Below are 19,043 nucleotides of genomic sequence, written 5' to 3' on the forward strand. Positions count from 1 at the left end.
AAAGGAGTCTGCCGGCGGCAGCACTCCTCTTTAATGTGCGGTTGTATTCCAATTTGGAGGGGTGTTTTTATCCCAGTAAATCCTTCCAAGGTCATGATGGGATGCAAATTGATCCTTTGCTGTGTGATAATGGAAATTAAACCAGTAGCCTTCAAGCGGCGGCTGTTCCCTGCGCACGTGGAATTTCACCAATGTATTTCCGGATGTTCTGCTGGTGATATTAAAAATCCTCTCACCGCTGCCGCCTGCCGGGTTTTCTGTGATTTCCAGATTTTGGAGCTCTTCGTCAGAAAGGCCAGAGGAAACCTGTTCAATGGCCAGTTCCATTCTTGGAAGGATCAGTTCTTTGAATTCCTTCTCAATCCTCGGCTTTATTTTAGTGCCAAACTTCTGATAGCTGATTATTTCAGCCTGCTGCTGAAAGGTTTGGAGGAGCTCATCACGTGAATAGTAAATGCTCGACTCCACTTCAGCTTTTCTTTTGGAATCGGCAAAAGAGTCCTTATTCTGGCCCTGCCCTTTACTGGCATTCGCTTCCTGCAGCCAATGGAATTCTGAAGGGGTGATTGTACCAAAGGTCAGAAGCGAAATAAGAATCACCAGACTCTTTTTAATCCATCTCTGTAATTGCATGCAGGACCTCCTTTTCTGCCGCGCTGATCTTTAAACGGTAAGTGAATAATTTGGGTGGATATTCACATTATATACGATATTGCAGAAAAAAAGGTTTCAAAAACTGAATATTGGTAAAAAGAATTGAGTAACCTGCTTTTGCTTCATTAAACATACATAATTGAAATGATAATTGAGGAGGATGGCCATGCATATCGCTTTTGGAATCATCAGCTTTTTGATGTTATTTTATTTTTGCTTCCTGACGGTCACCGATTAAAAAGTGGATGTCCCAAAATGATTGGGACATCCACTTTTTATGACTGAATATAACTTCTATCTACAGGCAGATATATTTTACATAAAGTCAAAGCTAAAGGAGTGGAGCAGACCCGCTTTAGAGATGTCATAGAGTATTTTTATAAAATCCCTATCTTTTCTCCTGCTTTTTTCATCAAGATCACTCAATTTCTATTGCCAGATAAGCATCAGAACTACCCCTATATGCTTACTCGGGGATCTCAGGCCTTTACTCGCCGGAATCTCTATTTTACTATCGGTTCCGGTATTTTTACCCGCCGGTTAAAGAAATTACTCACGGAACAGACTGGTTTACCAGACGAAATGGCATATTCACCCGCCATTCCGGTCAAGCTCTGGAATCCGGCTGAAAGCATAGCAAGCGAGCAGGCTCAGGCGGCACAGCAAAACCCGGGTAAAAGAAGATTTCACCCCGGTCTTTGGTCTGTTAAAATAGTGCCCTCTCTAATGAGCTTCGATAATTCCATAGTGAAATTTTGCTGACTTTCTCTTGTTTGTCTTAAAACCGAACTCTTCAAAACTGCTGCTTCTATAATGATCCTTAAGCACCACCCGGACAGCTGCCGCTCTTACTGCCTCGTGAACGGCTTCACGCGTCAGGGGCGCAGATTCTGCGAACTGTACGAGCGGTCTGATTCCGCTGGATTCAGCGATTGTCTCTTCAAACATAGGGTCAAAATAGACTACATCTACACTTTTGGTTCCAAGCTTCTTCAATATATCGAGGTGATTCCCCGTCTTTATCTGAATTCTCTCCATCGCCTCATTCAGGCTGCTATCCCTGCCCCGCCATTTTTTTAAGCCATGTTCCACCAGAAAGGCGAGGTATTTATTCTCCTCTATTCCTATGACCCGGCCCTCGTCCCCGGTAATCCAGCTGGCAATGATCGAGTCACTCGCGAGGCCCAGTGTGCAGTCAACGAATGTCATCCCCGCCTTCAGCCCCGCTGCTTCTGCGAACGGGTCAATACTTCCATTTTGTAGTCTTTTTAGTCTGAGCATAGCCATATTGGGATGAAAGAAAAACGGCTCATCAGCCTGCCTATGGTAAAGCTCCCACCTGTCACGGCCAATCACAAGGCAATGATCATTATATTCTTCCTTAAGCAAAGCAATGGGCCTTTTCTTCCTTTCTATGTAGGATGCCCCGAGGCCGGCTGCAGCTTTTTTTGCTTCTGCAATACAAGCCTCGCTCGTTCTTCCGCCCGTGGTAACAATCATCCTGTTAACTCCCCTAAAGTCTGTATTTTAGGCAAAGAAATAGAGAATGCCGAAGCATTCCCTATCTGCAGTGCTGATTAAATGAATTCAATAGATTTTCTGTTATCTCTTCCACCGAGTGGTCTTCAATATCATGACGGGGAATAAAATGAATTACTTCCCTCCCCTTGATAAGTGCCATGGAAGGAGAAGAAGGTTCAATGCCTTTGAAATATGAGCGCATCGCTGCGGTGGCTTCCTTGTCCTGACCGGCAAAAACCGTAGCGAGCTTAGCCGGCTTCGCTTCTGACTGATGTACAGCCTCAACTGCTGACGGCCTCGCAAGGCCTGCTGCGCATCCGCACACCGAATTTATGACAATCAGTGCTGTCCCTTCGTTATTCTCCATGAATTCTTCGACCTGTTCGGGTGATAGCAGCTCCTCGAACCCCTGGCCAGACAGTTCTTCCCTCATCGGTTTGACGAGCTGTTTCATGTATTCCTCATATGCCATAGACATTTACTTTTAACCTCCTGCATTGAATTGTACCCATAGCATACTATATTCAAAGCAGTGATATCAATGAAACGGATTTATAACTTGGAACCAGCAAAAGTTCTTACCGCTGTCTCTTCCTCAAAATAATCGGTCACAGCTCCTTTTGATGCACAGGAAACCAGACGGGCGTACTTGGCGAGGCTTCCCCTTGCCGCAAGCTTGGGCGGCTGCCAGGATTCCCTTCGCCGTGCAAACTCCTCCTCGGATACTTCTACACTCAGCTCCTGGGTTACGCTGTCAATACGGATGATATCCCCTGTCTCAATCAATGCAATCGGTCCCCCGGACTGGGCTTCCGGAGCGATATGCCCGATGACGAATCCGTGAGATCCTCCAGAGAAACGGCCATCCGTCAGCAAAGCCACTGATTCACCGAGTCCCTTCCCGACCAGTATCCCGGAAATGGAAAGCATCTCAGGCATGCCGGGTCCGCCCTTTGGTCCTTCATAGCGGATCACCACTACGTCCCCCGCTACGATATCTCCCCTGAGGATAGCATCGGCTGCACTAGGCTCATCATCAAATACCTTGGCCGGTCCGGTGATATTCGTGACCTTCAGCCCGGAAACCTTGGCAACTGCTCCATCCGGGGCCAGATTTCCTTTCAGCACAACGAGTGGTCCTTCTTCACGAAGCGGTGTATCCACAGGGAAAATAACCTTCTGTCCCTCCCTCAGTGACTCCGCTTCTGCCAGATTCTCAGCGAGGGTTTTCCCCGTTACCGTCAAACAGTCTCCGTTTAGGAGGCCTGCTTTCAATAGTTCCTTCATGACCGCAGAGACACCTCCCGCTTCATGGAGATCCTGCATAACGTATTTCCCGCTGGGTTTAAGGTCAGCAATATGCGGAACCTTCTTTTGAAGTCTGTTAAAATCATCCAGTGACAGATCAACTTCAGCTGAGTGGGCGATAGCCATCAGGTGCAGGATCGCATTTGTAGAGCCTCCGAGTGCCATAACAACCGTTATGGCGTTCAGGAAAGCTTCCTTTGTAAGGATATCCCGCGGAAAGATTCCTTTTTCAAGCAGTGCATAGACAGCCTGTCCGGCCTTAAAGCAGTCTTCCCCCTTTTCAGGTGTCTCTGCCGGATTGGAAGAGCTGCCGGGCAGGCTCATTCCCAATGCTTCTATGGCACTTGCCATGGTATTAGCGGTGTACATGCCGCCGCAAGAACCAGATCCCGGGCAGGCGTGGCATTCAATTTCGTGGAGGCCGCCTTCATCCAGCGCTCCCGAGTTGAACTTTCCGACTCCCTCAAACGCAGAGACGATATCGATGTCCTCACCCTTTAATTTACCCGGTTTGATTGTTCCTCCATACACAAACACAGCCGGCAGGTTAATCCTGGCAATGGCCATCATGCATCCCGGCATATTTTTGTCACAGCCTCCGATTGCCACAAAACCATCAAGGCTTTCCCCGCCGACCACTGTTTCAATGGAATCTGCAATCAAATCCCTGCTTGGAAGCGAATATCTCATGCCTTCAGTTCCCATTGAAATTCCATCAGATACAGTAATCGTATTAAAAATCATCGGAGCACCGCCGGCTTCCCGGGCTCCCTTCTTTGCATGTCGTGCCAATTCATCAATATGTATATTGCATGGAGTCACTTCACTCCAGGTACTTGCAATGCCAATCATAGGCTTCTTGAAATCTTCATCTGTGAACCCGACTGCCCTGAGCATGGCACGATTGGGCATCTTCGTTTCGCCTTCACTAAATACCTTGCTTTTTATCCTCAAATCCTTCTGCATATCGGTCTCCCCTTTTGTTTTTCTTACCACTATAGACTCTGATCAGAAAAATATCAATAATTTTCACATAATTATGATATTTTTTTGATTTAACGGACAAAAGATTTAAAGCAGAAAAGCAAAAGAGATGGCATTCTGCCATCTCTCCAAATACCCATTATTTATTTGACCTTGCTTCTGTCATCTGTTTCCAGACAGAGCCTTTGGCTTCTTCGCCGTTTTCAATGCGGTCGATTGCCATTTTGACCTGCATTGCTACTTCAAACTCGGGGTCTTCTTCAGCAGCGTGAAGGGCAGGCAGGACGCTTTCATTGCCTGACTCGTATAGGAACATTGCCGCACGCCAGCGGACAAGTTTATTTTTATCCTGCAGTGCTGCGGCCATCTCCTCCATAGCTTCAGAGAAACCTAAGTCGGATAAACAGTCTCCGGCTGTCCTTCTGACTGTCACTGCCTTATCTTTCAAGGCTTTATAGAGGGCAGGCAGGACTTTTTGATCCTCAATCATGCCGAGATACACGACTGCCTGCCTCCTGATAGAAATTTTTTCATCGTTGAGTGCCTTCTCAAGCAGCGGAATATCCTCCACCTTAGGGTCACCCAATCCTTCAAGCGCCCGGTACCGATGTTCCCAATCGGGATGATCAAGGTCTTTCATGACAGGCTTCTTTTTTGCCCGCCTTTTATGTTCAGCTTTTAATTCGGGATTTTGTGCGGCCGCAGCCAGTTCGGCCAGCTTGGCTTCTGTATAGGTAGAGACCAGTTCGCCGATGATTTCTGTTCCAATCTCGTCCAGCTCTCCGTACCGCGTTCCCCAATCCTTCCACTTGCGCAAAAGGACAACGTTGTCTCCTTCAGCCTGTGCACGTGCAAGGGCATCAGCAAACTGCCGGGGAAGACCGAATCTTTTTTCTGCAGAAGCATCCTTCAGCTTTACCTGCATTGGAATGTCCTTGAACATCTGGACCTGTACATCCACTTCACCAAATCCCTGAAGGGGGGATGATGCCTGCTCCTGCCCGCCCGGGCGTTCTCCGAAAATGGTCCTCACATGCTGGAGGATGTCCCGCCAGTCATACCTGGCGTTCCTCTCCAGCGCAAGGAAATCAGCAACATGATATACTCCTTTGACACCTTCTATGCCCAGCAGTTCCTGGATGATCCCAGGAGCCTCAGAAACATTTTCTGATTTGTAATTATTACTTTTGCCAAATGGGAGTTCTTCATCCAGAATGATTTTCATGGTATTTGGGCTTGGAGTTGGTTCAATTGCTTTTATCTGCATACCGTATCCCTCCTTGTGTTATTGGGTTTCATCCATTTTTATAGAGAGCTCTGTCCACCTGTCGATCAGGTTTTCAAGCTCTTCTGATAAATCTTCCTCTTCCTTCATCAGGCTGTTCGCCTTTTCAAAATCGCTGCCCGTTCCGGCCAGCTCAGTCTGTATGGCTGCAATGCGTTCTTCGACACTGCTTATTTTGTCCTCGATGCCTTCCCATTCTCTCAATTCCATATAGGAGAGCTTCTTCTTTTTTGGCTTTTCCCGCTGCCTGGCTGCCGTCTCCGGGGCAGCAGTGAGGGCGGGTCTCGCAGCTTTTACGGCATCTTCTTCAAGGTACTCGGAATAAGATCCATAATATTTATCAATCTGTCCCCCGCCCTGGAAAATCAGGATCTGTTCCGCACACTTATCAAGGAAATAGCGGTCGTGTGAAACGGTGACAACGACACCCGAAAAATTTTCGAGGAAATCTTCAAGAACGGTCAATGTCTGCGTATCGAGGTCATTGGTAGGTTCATCCATCAACAGGACATTTGGGGAAGACATCAAAATTTTCAGCAGATACAGCCTTCGCTTCTCTCCGCCTGATAGTTTCCTGATCGGAGTGCCATGCGTATTCATCGGGAACAGGAAGCGCTCTAGCATCTGGGCCGCTGAAACTGTTGATCCGTCTTTTAAATGGATGACTTCGGCCGTTTCACGAAGATAAGCTATCATTCTCATTTCCCCGTCCATATCCTCGTTTTCCTGCTTATAATAACCTATTTTAACTGTCTGGCCGATTTCCAGATCACCTTTATCAGCAGTAACAGAACCTTCGATCATATTCAAAAGTGTAGACTTCCCGGCACCATTTCTGCCAACAATTCCGATTCGATCCCCCGGTTTGATCAGGAAAGAAAAATCTTCGACAACCGGCTGGCCGGCAAAGGATTTCCATACAGATTTGAACTCCAGCACTTTTTTTCCCAGCCTTGTTCCGGTCATATCAATGGAAAGTGCTGCCGTTTGAGAGCTTTTTAGTGAACCTTCCAGCTCTTCGAACCGCTGAATCCTCGCTTTTTGCTTGGTAGATCGCGCTTTAGCGCCGCGCCTTATCCAGGCAAGCTCTTTACGGTAGAGATTTTCTTTCTTTGAAGACTGAGCTTTTTCTGTTTCTTCCCTGAGGGCTTTCCCTTCCAGGAATCCAGAATAATTTCCCAAATATTCATACAGACTGCCGCCGGAAATTTCCCATATCTTCGTAGAGACATTATCAAGGAAATAACGGTCGTGTGTTACAAATAAGACAGATCCTTGATATCTTGCCAGATAATCTTCCAGCCAGACGATGCTCTGATAATCCAGATGGTTGGTAGGCTCATCAAGGATTAAAAGATCCGGGCTTTCGATAAGTGTCCGAGCAAGTGCCGCCCTTTTTTTCTGCCCGCCGGAAAGTTCACCCAGTTTTTTTGATGTATCAGAAAGGCCCAGCCTGGATAGTATCGCTTTCGAGTTTGCGCTTACCTCCCAGCCATTCAGGGCATCCATTTTTTCCTGCAGTTTAAAGACTCTCTCCTGGATTCGTGCGTCTTCTGCGTTTCTCTGCAGCTCTTCGAGGCTCTTTTCATATTCCCTGATCAGCTCAAAAAGAGGAGATGAGCTTTTATACATATAATCCAGGAGTTCCGTATCACCTTCAAACTCCGGATCCTGTTCAAGAAGGGAAATCTTATAGTCGTTGGGATGGTCCTTGCTTCCGGAGTCTCCCTCTTCCGTTCCGGCAATCAAGTGAAGGAGAGTTGACTTTCCGGTTCCATTTACACCAACAATCCCTATTTTATCTCCTTCGGAAATCGAAAAACTGATATCCGAGAAAAGAAGCTTTTCCCCTTGATGCTTGGTAAGACTGTTGTATGAGAAAACTTTCATTTTAAACATTCCATTCTTTATAAAATTGCTTTAAAAATTCTCCCATGAAGCTCTGGCGATCTTCAGAAAGCTTTTTTGCTGCATCGGTATGGAGCAGGTCCTTCAATTTAAGTAGCTTTTCATAAAAATGGTTTATGGATGAAGACCTGCCTTCCCGGTATTCTTCAATGGTCATTTCATTTCTCGGGACCATTTCCGGCTCGTAAATCGGCTGCCCCTTTTTCCCCCCATAAGCGAAGGTCCTCGCAATCCCGATTGCCCCCATGGCATCCAGACGATCCGCATCCTGGACAATTTTGGCTTCAGGGGATAATACATGCAGATTATTTCCGCCTTTAAATGGAATAGAGCGGATGATTGCCGAAAGCTCGTCTATGGTTTCCTGTGTCATTTCCTGCTCCTTGAACCAGTCATCGAGTTTTTTGAAGCCGGCCTCTTCACTTTCATTCAGCTTTTCATCGGGAATATCATGCAGTAGTGCAGCCATTTCAACCAGAAACAGGCTGTCACTGCCTTCTTCCCTGGCTATCTGCATGGCCAATGAGCGCACCCTCATAATATGGTGCCAGTCATGGCCGCTTGTATCACTTCTCATCTGGTTTTTTACAAAAACTTCACAGCGGCTGATTAAATGTGCATTCTCCATTTTCGGATCCTCTTCTTTCGCAAACATAGTGTACCATGAAAATGGCCCGGTCCTGAAATATTCACTTCTTTCCAAAAAAAAATAGACCCTGCAGCTGCCTGGTCTATTAAACTGGCAGAGCCAGACTTACTCTATTATAAATTGTTGTCATTATACCAGCTGATCCCAAGCGTATCCTCTCCCGCATGCACACCAATCGTTGTCCCCAGCGGATGGGTCTCGATCTTGAGTGAAGGAAACTTCGCCTCCAGTTCTTCCTTGAGAAGCAGGCTTTCATCCTCATGAAGCCCAAACAGGATATATATCTCTTGTATATCGTATATTTCCATATCCTTTTCCAGATAAGACAAAATCCGCTGCTTCGCCTTTTTTCTGCTGCGGACCTTTTCCTTCACTGACAGCTTTCCCTTGTCTATGGATATGATGGGCTTTATATTCAAGATGCTTCCCACATAATAGCTGGTACCGCTCATTCTTCCGCTCCGGTGAAGCTGTTCCAGGCTGCCGATCAACACATAAGTTTTATTAGATTCCTTTATCCTGTTGATTCGATCCACGATTTCTACTGGCATCATACCCTGTGCAGCCATCTTCATTGCTTTTTTAATTAGAACTGCCATTGGATAAGTCAGAATAAGCGTATCGATCACAAAAATGCTGCAGTCTGTCATCCCGGCTGCCTGCAGGCTTGAGGAGAAGGTGCCGCTGAGAGCTCCGGATACATGAAACGATATGATGCAGTCATAATCGACTTTCAGCCGGCTGTACAGATCCAGAAATGTGCCGACCGACGGCTGTGATGTGGTCGGCAGAACTCCATCCAATTTCATCTTTGAAAACATCTGGGCCGGTGTGATATCTATTCCATCCCGATACTCCTGTCCTTCTATCAAAACCTGGAGCGGTACCGTATATACATCATCATTTTGCAGCAGTTCTTCATCCAGACTGACTGTACTGTCGGTCACCCATGCTATCCTCATGTTCATCCCCCCGCACCTTATTTTATAGCAGGCTTTGAATTTCTTTCTCTATTTCATTTGGTTTTGTCTGCGGTGCATATCTTTTCACGATATTGCCGCTCCGGTCTACAAGGAATTTCGTGAAATTCCATTTAATGCTCTTAGAACCCAATACGCCCGGGGCATGTTCGGTCAGATATTGAAATAAGGGATGCGCCTGATCTCCCTTGACATCCACCTTGGAAAACATCGGGAAGCTCACTCCATAAGTCAGCTGGCAGAAAGACTGAATCTCCATTTCATCCCCCGGCTCCTGGCCCATGAATTGATTACAGGGAAATCCGAGAACGGCAAATCCCTGTTCTTTATATTTCTCGTAAAGGCTTTCCAGTTCCGAGAACTGGGGTGTAAACCCGCATTTGCTGGCTGTATTGACGATCAGCAGCACCTGGTCCTTATAGGAATCCATTGATATTGTCTGCCCTTCAATTGATTTAGCTTCAAGCTGATATATGCCCATCTTTACCCACTCCCTCTTTCTAAATATACAGCAATTATTCGCTGAAAAAATGCTGCAGTTTGTTAATAGATGTAATTGCATGGTCCACTAGTCCATTAAAATCAGGGATTTGTTCCTCTGTGACCAGCCTGCCGAATACTACTTTAGCCATGATGATTCTGACCGGGTGTTCCGGACTGTTATAGATATGCTTCTCAGTTATTTCAATTTCGCGGGATGGCCCCCATATACTGGATAAAGTGTGAAACAGGCCATTAATATCAGCCATGTTATCATCTTTTAAAGGAATCTGGTAAATCGTCTCAATGTGGCAGCCTGCATCCGCGCCGCCCTTGTATTCCAATAGTTCGGCACTCAGGTTCTTCAGCCCGGCTTCCAGGCCGATGCTGCATGTAATAGGTACGCAGGCAGAGCTCCTGCCGGTCTTAACCTCCATTTCCATAAGGAAGCTTCTTGATAAAGACGAAATATTTATCAGGTCCTGCCTGTCTGTAACAAGGATGCTTCCTTCAAAGTCCCGGTCATAAATTAAACCTTCGAGGACAACCTTCATATTTTCAAAAGCAGTGGGATCAAACATAATACCTCCCTGGTCCAGTAAAGGGCGACTCCCTAAAACAGGCCGATTGCCCTTCCGGCTTGATCAATATCCATATTCAAAGCAGCGGGTGCCTTCGGCAGTCCAGGCATCGTCATAATATCGCCGGTCAATGCCACAATGAAGCCTGCTCCAACAGAAGGCTTAAGGTCCCGGATAGTGATGGAGAAACCTTCCGGCCTGCCGATTGCCTGTGGATTGTCACTCAATGAATATTGAGTTTTTGCCATGCAGACCGGCAGGCTGCCCCAGCCCTCTTTCTCGATAGCAGCCATTTTTTTCCGGGCATTTGCTGTGTATTCCACAGAATCTGCTCCATACACGTTTTTTGCAATGATCTCTATTTTATCCTCCAGGCTGTGAGTCAGCTCATATAAAGGCGCATATGTCCCATCATTACTCTCGATCAGCCTCTTGATGGTCTGGGCCAGGTCCATTCCGCCTGCACCGCCCTTTTCCCATACTTCGGTCAGCGAAAACGGGATGTTTTCCTCTTCCATCAGTTCCTTGAAAAGAACTAATTCATTTTCCGTATCACTTGTAAACTTATTAAGCGCCACGACAAAAGGCAGGCCGAAGGAAGCGATGGTTTCAGCATGTTTTTTCAGATTCTGAATTCCCTCTTTCAAGGCCCCCAGATTTTCTTCTGTCAGCTGATCTGGAGCCTGTGCCCCATGCAGCTTCAGGGCTCTAATGGTCGCCACGATCACGACGGCATCCGGCTTCAATCCGGCACTCCTCGCCTTGATATTCAGGAACTTCTCTGCCCCGAGATCCGCGCCAAAGCCCGCTTCTGTAACAACATAATCCGCAAGTTTCAGTGCAGTCCGTGTAGCCAGGGCACTATTGCAGCCATGCGCGATATTAGCGAACGGTCCTCCGTGAATCAGTGCAGGCGTATGTGATATCGTCTGCACCAAATTGGGCTTGATGGCGTCCTTTAAGAGAAGGGCCAGGGCTCCTTCCACCCCAAGATCCCGGACAGTGACCGGTTCGTTTTGATAAGTCCAGGCGATTACCATCTTTGCCAGCCGTTCCTTCATATCATCTAGGCTGTTTGCCAGGCAGACAACCGCCATGATTTCTGAAGCAACCGTAATATCGAAGCCGTCCTCGCGCGGAACCCCCTGGACGGGGCCTCCAAGTCCGATTACCACTTTTCTCAAGGCACGGTCATTGATATCAACCACACGCTTCCAGATAATCCTGCGAGGATCAATACCCAGCTCATTTCCCTGATGGAGATGATTATCGATCAAGGCGGACAGTGTATTATTTGCTGCAGTAATGGCATGGATATCTCCATTAAAATGCAGATTAATTTCCGTCATCGGCAATACCTGTGAATATCCTCCGCCTGCCGCACCCCCCTTTATCCCCATCACAGGGCCAAGAGATGGTTCCCTCATCGCAATCATGGACCGGTCACCAAGCTCCGTGAAAGCATCACCCAAACCGACCGTTACTGTGGTTTTTCCTTCACCAGCCTTCGTAGGGTTAATCGCAGTAACCAGGATCAGACGGCCATCCTTCGTATCCTTCAGCCGCTCCAGTACATCCAGGGAAATCTTAGCTTTATATCTGCCATACAGCTCAAGCTCCTCTTCCCGGATATCCAGCTTGTCAGCAATTTCATATATAGGCAGCATCTCTGCCTCATTTGCAATTTCTATATCACTTTTAACCTTTTTAACTTCAGTGTCCAAGCCTCAAGACCTCCTGCTATAATATAAAGCCTCTAAAATAACCTTCCTTGTTAGAACGAATATTATTACTTTCCCTACTTTCCAATATAACGATTTGAAAAGGACGTGGCTAGCATGAGCTCTAATTATTTATTCGTCAGGGTCCCTGAATATTATTCCCTGAATACTATTCTATGTTCTACCGCTAGTATTCTTAGCCAATTCGCCCTGTCTTCAGGTAAAATATGGCTGCTTTGAGTTTTTTGATTAATCTCTCTGCTGCCTTCATTGCGGAAACCTTGAAAACCTGCTCCATTTGATCAATTATTTGTGTATTTTATCTGCCCAAAAACCTTAAAAAGCCCAGTTCTCTTCCATTACTATGGACTATAGAAGGAGAAACATGAGGCTTCCCCGCCGAAACGGATGCGTTACTATCCGGTATTTGACTTTACTCGCCGAAACCGGTACTTTACTATCCGATTCTGCTTTTTACTCGCCGGAACGGGCATTTTACTATCCGATTTTGAATTTTACTCGCCGGAATCGGTACTTTACTATCCAATTCTGAATTTTACTCGCCGAAATCGGTACTTTACTATCCGATTCTGCATTTTACTCGCCGGAACGGGCATTTTACTATCCGATTCTGCTTTTTACTCGCCGAATTAAGGCCCTTTGGTCCAAAGCCAATCGCCATCAAAAGGCGAGACCGGCCTTTCGCTGCCGCTTTTCTTAGGCCTGCCAGGCCTCTGCTTTTTTTACTGCATTTGGCTGTTTCGTTTCGTCTGCTGATTCATTCAATTTTTTATATTTTTCTATTTAAAAAAGCACCGTTCTCCGCTTTTGGGGTCATCCAGCTCCGAACTGAGCCCTTCGGTCCTAAGCCAATCGCCATCAAAAGGCGAGACCGGCCTTTCGCTGCCGCTTACTTAGGCCGGTCAGGCCTCTGCTTTTTTACGGAGCAGAGTTTTTTTGACTCATTTTGTAGTTCATTTGCTTTTTTAAAAATTTTAGTATTAAAAGCACCGTTCTCCGCTTTTGGAGTCATCCAGCTCCGAACTGAGCCCTTCGGTCCTAAGCCAATCGCCATCAAAAGGCAAGATCGGCCTTTCGCTGCCGCTTTTCTTATGCCTGTCAGGCCTCTGCTTTTTTACGGAGCAGAGTTTTTTTGACTCATTTTGTAGTACATTTGCTTTTTTAAAAATTTTAGTATTAAAAAGCACCGTTCTCCGCTTTTGGAGTCATCCAGCTCCGAACTGAGCCCTTCGGTCTTAACCCAATCGACATCAAAAGGCAAGACCGGCCTTTTGCTGCCGCTTTTCTTATGCCTGTCAGGCCTCTGCTTTTTTTCTGCATTTAGTTGTTTCGACTCGTTCAGTTGTTCATCAGCTTTTTAAAAATTTTAGTTATAAAAAAGCACCGTTCTCCGCTTTTGGGGTCATCCAGCTCCGAACTGAGCCCTTCGGTCCTAAGCCAATCGCCATCAAAAGGCAAGATCGGCCTTTCGCTGCCGCTTTTCTTATGCCTGTCAGGCCTCTGCTTTTTTTACTGCATTTGGCTGTTTCGTTTCGTCTGCTGATTCATTCAATTTTTTATATTTTTCTATTTAAAAAAGCACCGTTCTGCACATTAGGGGGTTATAATGGAAATATTCAATTTTTTTGGTTAAAGGAGTAAAGTGATGCCTATTAAAATACCACGACAGCTTCCTGCGGCGGAGATTCTTGAGGGTGAAAATATATTTGTGATGGATCTGGAGCGGGCGAATAATCAGGATATCCGTCCTTTGAATATTTTAATCCTGAATTTGATGCCCGAGAAGGAGAAGACAGAGGCGCAGCTATTGAGGCTGCTTGGGAATACGCCGCTTCAGGTGAATGTGTCTTTCCTGACTATGGCCTCACATACTGCAAAGAATACGAGCAGGTACCATCTGGAGCAGTTTTATATTACCTTCCCCGAGGTGAAGAATAAGAAGTTTGACGGGCTGATTATTACCGGTGCCCCAGTCGAGCAATTGGAATTTGATGAAGTCAATTATTGGACTGAACTGCGCCAGATCATGGACTGGTCTTCATCCAATGTCACATCGACCATGCATATTTGCTGGGGTGCACAGGCAGGCTTGTTTCACCATTACGGAATTGGCAAGCAGCCCCTGCCAAAGAAATGCTTCGGTGTCTTCACCCACCGGGTCCTCCATAAGAATGAAAAGCTGGTCCGGGGATTTGATGATATATTCTTCGCTCCCCATTCCCGGCATACGGACATAGAAACCGACAAGCTGAGGGAGCACCCCGGGCTTATGATTCTATCTCAATCTGATCAGGCAGGAGTTTTCCTTGCTGCCTCCAGGGACGGAAAACGGATCTTTATAACAGGCCATCCAGAATATGATGCTGACACACTGGGCCTCGAGTATTCACGCGACCTGGCCAAGGGAACTGAAATTTCTCTTCCTTATAACTATTATCCGGATGATAATCCGGAGAATGAACCGGGCAAAACCTGGAGGAGTCATGCGAATCTCTTGTTTTCAAACTGGCTGAATTACTATGTTTACCAGGAAACGCCATATGTCTGGAAATAACAAAGAAGAATCCTCTCTCAGGAGGATTCTTCTTTGTTTACATACTGCTCTTCCTTTTTCAACATGAAAACCCACATAAAGCTGAGGGCCTGTTTCAATTCGCTTGGATATGGAAGCTTTTTAAGATCTGCCTCTTTTTTGGAAACACCCATCGAGGCGGTGAGAGACCAGCCAGTCTCGAGAGCAAGCCTTTCGAACTCCCAGGGCAGCATATCATTCATTATGACCTTCTCCCCGTAAAGCCGCTTAAAGCTGTGCGTTTTCCTAGGACCGGCAGTGGGTCCAAGAATTCCTGCTGCTGCATATCCACCCGGCTTTAGGATCCGTTTTGCTTCATTCAGCGCATCCAGCGGACGGGAGGTCCATTCAAATGAGTTGATCGCCAGCACTCCATCAAATTGATGATCTCCAAACGGAAGTGAGCTGATATCGGCCTGTATAAATGTTAGTGAACCTGTCCCCGAGTCCCTTTTTTGCGCTTTTTGGATCATTTCATTAGAAATGTCTACGCCGACAGTATGAAATCCCTCCTGACTCAGCTTCCAGGTTCCATATCCTTCCCCGCAGCCGAGGTCACATATGCTGCCTCCCGGCGGCAGATAATCCTTGATGAAAGGGATGATATTTTTCCTGCTTCCCGTCTCCCACATGTTCTTTGCCCCCGAAGACCAGACATCCGAAAATGAATCCCAGCTTTTTTCTGTTTCCTTCAGCCATTGAGAAGATTCCATTCTGTTTCCCCCTGTATGTTTAACGGCTGTCAGCCTCCGCCGGCAGCCCTGGAATAGCAAAAAGCTGCCAGGGCAGCTTTTATTATTCTTCACTATTTAGTTCTTCATTTTTGTTTTGAATCCCTTTGAGATCTTCAATTATTTTTGGGTTTTCCTCAAATAGCTGGACAAGGTCGCCTATCCGGTCAATCGAGTCCCAGCTTAAATGATGTTCAATTCCCTCTACATCACCATAAATATTTTCTTCTTTGACACCGATTACCCTTAGGAGCTGTTCAAGCAGTTCATGTCTGAAAAGCAGTCTTTTCCCTACTTTTTTTCCTTTTGGGGTCAGGATGAGGCCTCTATATTTTTCATATATTAGATAACCCTCAATATCAAGCTTCTGGACCATCTTCGTTACGGAGGATGGATGCACGGCTAGCATCTCAGCAATATCAGAAACACGGGCATAGCCTTTTTCTTCGATCAATTTATAAATTATCTCTATGTAGTCTTCCATGCTAGGTGTAGGCATTAAAGTATCCTCCCAAATCAAACCATATCAATAAAAGTTTACTATACCTACCATAGCGGCACAAGAAAAATGGCATAGAACCGCGAATTTTTAGAGGCTGTCTGCCTTAGTCTGCACCAGTTTAAAATTTTTCCCCTCATCCAGTGTGGCAAGAACCACTTGTTCCATCGGCACATTATGCCCTTTTACCTGTTCATGGACCCATTGTCTGTTCACACCGAACAATTCCATTGCATCTTTCTTAATTCGTCCTTCTTTAATGATGATTTTTGTGAGCAGGAACGGTTTCGTTTCAATTCCCATATCTTTTTTGGAAACAGGATTGTATTCCGTGTGTAAAAAAGCTGTAATTGCGCCTCCCGGCTCCCACAGGGCAATCCCGATATTTTCAATCGATTGGATATGCTGCATACGGAGGACAGACAGCAGGTATTCCATGGATATTTTTGCTTTTTTTAAATTTGCAAGATTGATTTTCCCGTTTTTTATGAGTATCAGCGTGCTCGGCTCAAAGAGGGTGCGCCAGCCATTGGATTTTAGGGTTAACATGGTATTCGCATAATAGAGCAGCGATATGACCGCTGTTGTGATCAGCGCCCCGCCCATTCCGTCGGATGAACTCCCGAGCGGCTTGGCCATGATGCTTCCCACAATCAGGGCAGTGATAAAATCAATAAACCTCAGCTGTGAAATGAATCTTTGGCCCATGAATTTTGTAGCGATTGCTAAAAATAGATAACCTGTCACGCCCCGAATAACCCACTGAACTATAGTGAGCGTATCCTGTCCATAAAAAAAATCCATAAAAATCCCCCCTTCCTCCTAGTTTTTGGAGGGGGGAAGATTTTTATGCTTTCACGTTATGCCTTCTTGCTGTCCTCAAATTCCATTTTCCATGAAAAATATTCGTTATCTTCATTTTTCTCATACGAAAGGATGGCATTAAATTTTTTTCCATTTCGGCTTGTCAATCCTTTGACAGATGCTTTGCCGTTCTTTAATAGTGACTTCACCATTGTTTTGGTTGGCTTTTTTTTCATGGAGGCGAGGTATTTGTCATTTTTCCAAATGACAAATTTACATCCGCTTTTCCAATTGGAACAGCCAAAGCCTTTTTGGCCCTCAATAATTCCATGTCCGCAAATTGGACATTTCCCCAGCAATTCACGCTGATTGGATGCAGAGGCACCCTTACCCTTCAAGGTCCCTCCTTCTCCATTTTTGATTTTATCTACAGTCGCAGAAGTGAATTCCACAATGAAATTCATGAATTCAGATTTAGTAAATTTCCTTTTTTCTATGTCTGAGAGCTTTTTTTCAATCCTTCCGGTGAATTCAAGGTCAAGCAGCTCAGGAACAGGCAGAGTTTCCACAATGGTCCGCCCTAGTTCGGTACAGGTAAGGTTCTTATTCTTTAATTCTATATATCCTACATCCTTAAGCTTTTTGATTGTATCTGCCCTGGTGGCAGCCGTGCCGATACTGAAGCCGCTGAGGACCGCCTCCACTTCGTCACCGCTCTTCCCAGCTTTCCTTCCGCACGTTTCCATCAGACGGAGCAGCGTCCTTTCAGTATGCTGTTTAGGGGCACTTGTGGCATGTTCCGTAATGGATTGGCTGACTGCCTCCACTTTTTCACCAAGCTCGAGCGGCGGTAATACCACTTCTTTCGTTTCCATGCGCTCGACCTTTTTCCATCCCTCCACCAGCTGGATCCGTCCTTTGGTCAGGAATACACCGGGAATATCGGCCGAATGAATCTTTGTGGTGATCCGTGTTTCTTGAAACTCGGCTATCGGCATAAACTGCATCAAGAACCTGTTTTTTATGGATGTATAGACAATCTGTTCGTCAGGGCTCAGCTTCTTTGGAACAAGATAAGTCGGTATGATCGCACTGTGGCTTTCTACCTTGGCATTATCAAAAATTCTCCTGGATGCTGTGAATTTTAGTTCATCTTCGTAAGGCAGGCCTTTTTTTACAGCTTCAAGCACTTTTGCCGTCCTTCCTTTCAGGCTTTCTTCAAGCGCAGTACTTGAAGTCCTTGGATAAGTGATCAGCTTCTTCTCGTAAAGCGACTGTGCTGTTTTTAAGACTTTGTCGGAAGTCCAGCCCTTGTATTTGCTTGTGATATGCCCCTGCAGGCCTGATAGATTGAATAAAAAAGGCGGGAATTCCTTTTTCTGTTCGATCGTCCTGTCGGTGATGGTCCCCATTTCCCCATCGAAGGCGGAAGCAGCCACTTCAAGTTGTTTTTTATCCTTGAACTTTTCTTCACTATCCAGGTGATATGTTCCTTCATATTCTCTCCCGCCGGAAGCAAGAAAAGAGCCTGTCAATTTATAATAAGTTTCAGGGACAAAACGTTCGATCTCTTTATCACGGTCGTAGATGATCTTCAAAGTAGGCATGAGCACCCTGCCCACATTGATTGCTTTTCCCCTGCCTGCCTGATATTTAAGTGTCGCTACAGACGTTAAATTGATGCCAATGATCCAATCCGCCCACTGCCGGCTGATTCCTGCATCCCGAAGAGGTTCCATTTCCTCATTCGGCCTTATTTCTTCAAGCCCCTTTAATACCTCTGCAGGAGTCCATTCATTCAGCAGCATCCGATATACCTTTTTTCGTGTCTTAAGCTGGCCGAGGATCGTGTCACCGATAATCTGCCCTTCCCTGTCATAGTCACAGGCAGAAATAATGGCATCAACATCGTTCCTTTCGACCAGCTTTTTTATCGTGGAAAGCTGCCGCCCCGCACCCGGACCGCTGTAAGCCCCCCTTCTGGGACTTTTCACTTTATATTTAAATGTTTCTGGAATAAATGGGAAATGATCCATTTTCCAGCGAGCCATCTTAGGATCATAATCTTTAGCATCAAAAAGTTCCAGCAGGTGGCCCATGGCCCAGGTGATCAAGAATCCCCCGCCTTCATAGAAGCCTTCATTTTTCTTTTTAATCTGGAGAGCCTCTGCTATATTCTTTGCGACAGAAGGCTTTTCGGCAATAATGACCTTTACCATTTTTTTCAGCACTTCCTCCATATTTTCTCTTCTGCTAGTTTAACAGATTTTATGGATAATAAGAACGTTTGTTCACAAAATACATACTTGAAACTTCTACAAACACAAAAGAACAGGAGCGAAGCG

General features: G+C 45.9%; 17 protein-coding genes. 2 read left to right on the top strand and 15 right to left on the bottom strand.

The window, feature by feature from the left end:
* Nucleotides 1-30: 30 nt before the first annotated feature.
* The gene (locus tag V1501_RS13285; protein ID WP_409288807.1) at nucleotides 31-633 is read right to left on the bottom strand and encodes a YpjP family protein; all 603 of its coding nucleotides are present in this window, start codon (nucleotides 631-633) and stop codon (nucleotides 31-33) included.
* A gap of 360 nt (nucleotides 634-993) precedes the next feature.
* On the opposite strand from V1501_RS13285, the gene V1501_RS13290 reads away from it, so the two are divergent.
* Entirely contained in the window at nucleotides 994-1,416 is a 423-nt protein-coding gene (locus tag V1501_RS13290) for a hypothetical protein (RefSeq protein WP_409288809.1), read from the top strand.
* Here V1501_RS13290 and V1501_RS13295 read toward each other — a convergent pair.
* From V1501_RS13295 to V1501_RS13340, 10 genes are all read right to left on the bottom strand, one after another.
* On the bottom strand, nucleotides 1,378-2,154 hold the full coding sequence (locus V1501_RS13295; protein WP_409288811.1) for a class I SAM-dependent methyltransferase: 777 nt from the start codon (nucleotides 2,152-2,154) through the stop codon (nucleotides 1,378-1,380). The two genes, V1501_RS13290 and V1501_RS13295, sit on opposite strands and share 39 nt — an antisense overlap.
* A 61-nt stretch (nucleotides 2,155-2,215) precedes the next feature.
* Nucleotides 2,216-2,653 carry a BrxA/BrxB family bacilliredoxin gene (locus tag V1501_RS13300; RefSeq protein WP_409288813.1) on the bottom strand — a complete coding sequence of 146 codons (438 nt, stop codon included), beginning with the start codon at nucleotides 2,651-2,653 and terminating at the stop codon, nucleotides 2,216-2,218.
* 74 nt (nucleotides 2,654-2,727) lie between these two features.
* Nucleotides 2,728-4,449, bottom strand: a complete 1,722-nt coding sequence (gene ilvD / locus V1501_RS13305) for a dihydroxy-acid dehydratase (RefSeq protein WP_409288815.1) — start codon at nucleotides 4,447-4,449, stop codon at nucleotides 2,728-2,730.
* Nucleotides 4,450-4,606: 157 nt separating this feature from the next.
* Nucleotides 4,607-5,734: a conserved virulence factor C family protein gene (locus V1501_RS13310; RefSeq protein ID WP_409288816.1), complete on the bottom strand. Its 1,128-nt coding sequence runs from the start codon at nucleotides 5,732-5,734 to the stop codon at nucleotides 4,607-4,609.
* 18 nt (nucleotides 5,735-5,752) lie between these two features.
* A complete protein-coding gene (locus V1501_RS13315; protein WP_409288818.1) occupies nucleotides 5,753-7,642 on the bottom strand; it encodes an ABC-F family ATP-binding cassette domain-containing protein in 1,890 nt (629 codons plus the stop codon).
* Between the two features lies 1 nt (nucleotide 7,643).
* Nucleotides 7,644-8,288: an HD domain-containing protein gene (locus tag V1501_RS13320; RefSeq protein ID WP_409288820.1), complete on the bottom strand. Its 645-nt coding sequence runs from the start codon at nucleotides 8,286-8,288 to the stop codon at nucleotides 7,644-7,646.
* Nucleotides 8,289-8,422: 134 nt separating this feature from the next.
* On the bottom strand, nucleotides 8,423-9,271 hold the full coding sequence (locus V1501_RS13325; RefSeq protein WP_409288822.1) for a DegV family protein: 849 nt from the start codon (nucleotides 9,269-9,271) through the stop codon (nucleotides 8,423-8,425).
* Between the two features lie 22 nt (nucleotides 9,272-9,293).
* Nucleotides 9,294-9,770: a glutathione peroxidase gene (locus V1501_RS13330; RefSeq protein ID WP_409288823.1), complete on the bottom strand. Its 477-nt coding sequence runs from the start codon at nucleotides 9,768-9,770 to the stop codon at nucleotides 9,294-9,296.
* Between the two features lie 34 nt (nucleotides 9,771-9,804).
* Nucleotides 9,805-10,350 carry a hypothetical protein gene (locus tag V1501_RS13335; protein WP_409288825.1) on the bottom strand — a complete coding sequence of 182 codons (546 nt, stop codon included), beginning with the start codon at nucleotides 10,348-10,350 and terminating at the stop codon, nucleotides 9,805-9,807.
* Nucleotides 10,351-10,382: 32 nt separating this feature from the next.
* Nucleotides 10,383-12,017: a formate--tetrahydrofolate ligase gene (locus V1501_RS13340; RefSeq protein WP_409293353.1), complete on the bottom strand. Its 1,635-nt coding sequence runs from the start codon at nucleotides 12,015-12,017 to the stop codon at nucleotides 10,383-10,385.
* A 1,720-nt stretch (nucleotides 12,018-13,737) separates the two neighbouring features.
* On the opposite strand from V1501_RS13340, the gene metA reads away from it, so the two are divergent.
* The gene (gene metA / locus V1501_RS13345; RefSeq protein WP_409288827.1) at nucleotides 13,738-14,646 is read left to right on the top strand and encodes a homoserine O-acetyltransferase MetA; all 909 of its coding nucleotides are present in this window, start codon (nucleotides 13,738-13,740) and stop codon (nucleotides 14,644-14,646) included.
* A 17-nt stretch (nucleotides 14,647-14,663) separates the two neighbouring features.
* On the opposite strand, the gene V1501_RS13350 is transcribed toward metA, so the two are convergent.
* From V1501_RS13350 to V1501_RS13365, 4 genes are all read right to left on the bottom strand, one after another.
* Nucleotides 14,664-15,377, bottom strand: coding sequence for a class I SAM-dependent methyltransferase (locus V1501_RS13350; protein ID WP_409288829.1), 714 nt, complete (start codon nucleotides 15,375-15,377; stop codon nucleotides 14,664-14,666).
* Nucleotides 15,378-15,459: 82 nt separating this feature from the next.
* Nucleotides 15,460-15,894 carry a transcriptional regulator MntR gene (gene mntR, locus V1501_RS13355; protein ID WP_409288831.1) on the bottom strand — a complete coding sequence of 145 codons (435 nt, stop codon included), beginning with the start codon at nucleotides 15,892-15,894 and terminating at the stop codon, nucleotides 15,460-15,462.
* A 90-nt stretch (nucleotides 15,895-15,984) separates the two neighbouring features.
* Nucleotides 15,985-16,698, bottom strand: coding sequence for a DUF421 domain-containing protein (locus tag V1501_RS13360; RefSeq protein WP_409288833.1), 714 nt, complete (start codon nucleotides 16,696-16,698; stop codon nucleotides 15,985-15,987).
* Between the two features lie 56 nt (nucleotides 16,699-16,754).
* Nucleotides 16,755-18,917: a DNA topoisomerase gene (locus tag V1501_RS13365; RefSeq protein ID WP_409293355.1), complete on the bottom strand. Its 2,163-nt coding sequence runs from the start codon at nucleotides 18,915-18,917 to the stop codon at nucleotides 16,755-16,757.
* Nucleotides 18,918-19,043: the final 126 nt, after the last annotated feature.

Source organism: Paraperibacillus esterisolvens, from assembly GCF_046237625.1.
GTDB lineage: Bacteria > Bacillota > Bacilli > Bacillales > DSM-1321 > Paraperibacillus > Paraperibacillus esterisolvens.

Coding starts and splice junctions, on each gene's coding strand:
- V1501_RS13285 (WP_409288807.1), bottom strand. CDS start 633: ATGCAATTACAGAGATGGATTAAAAAGAGTCTGGTGATTCTTATTTCG.
- V1501_RS13295 (WP_409288811.1), bottom strand. CDS start 2,154: ATGATTGTTACCACGGGCGGAAGAACGAGCGAGGCTTGTATTGCAGAA.
- V1501_RS13300 (WP_409288813.1), bottom strand. CDS start 2,653: ATGTCTATGGCATATGAGGAATACATGAAACAGCTCGTCAAACCGATG.
- ilvD (WP_409288815.1), bottom strand. CDS start 4,449: ATGCAGAAGGATTTGAGGATAAAAAGCAAGGTATTTAGTGAAGGCGAA.
- V1501_RS13310 (WP_409288816.1), bottom strand. CDS start 5,734: ATGCAGATAAAAGCAATTGAACCAACTCCAAGCCCAAATACCATGAAA.
- V1501_RS13315 (WP_409288818.1), bottom strand. CDS start 7,642: ATGAAAGTTTTCTCATACAACAGTCTTACCAAGCATCAAGGGGAAAAG.
- V1501_RS13320 (WP_409288820.1), bottom strand. CDS start 8,288: ATGGAGAATGCACATTTAATCAGCCGCTGTGAAGTTTTTGTAAAAAAC.
- V1501_RS13325 (WP_409288822.1), bottom strand. CDS start 9,271: ATGAGGATAGCATGGGTGACCGACAGTACAGTCAGTCTGGATGAAGAA.
- V1501_RS13330 (WP_409288823.1), bottom strand. CDS start 9,770: ATGGGCATATATCAGCTTGAAGCTAAATCAATTGAAGGGCAGACAATA.
- V1501_RS13335 (WP_409288825.1), bottom strand. CDS start 10,350: ATGTTTGATCCCACTGCTTTTGAAAATATGAAGGTTGTCCTCGAAGGT.
- V1501_RS13340 (WP_409293353.1), bottom strand. CDS start 12,017: ATGCTGCCTATATATGAAATTGCTGACAAGCTGGATATCCGGGAAGAG.
- metA (WP_409288827.1), top strand. CDS start 13,738: ATGCCTATTAAAATACCACGACAGCTTCCTGCGGCGGAGATTCTTGAG.
- V1501_RS13350 (WP_409288829.1), bottom strand. CDS start 15,377: ATGGAATCTTCTCAATGGCTGAAGGAAACAGAAAAAAGCTGGGATTCA.
- mntR (WP_409288831.1), bottom strand. CDS start 15,894: ATGCCTACACCTAGCATGGAAGACTACATAGAGATAATTTATAAATTG.
- V1501_RS13360 (WP_409288833.1), bottom strand. CDS start 16,698: ATGGATTTTTTTTATGGACAGGATACGCTCACTATAGTTCAGTGGGTT.
- V1501_RS13365 (WP_409293355.1), bottom strand. CDS start 18,917: ATGGTAAAGGTCATTATTGCCGAAAAGCCTTCTGTCGCAAAGAATATA.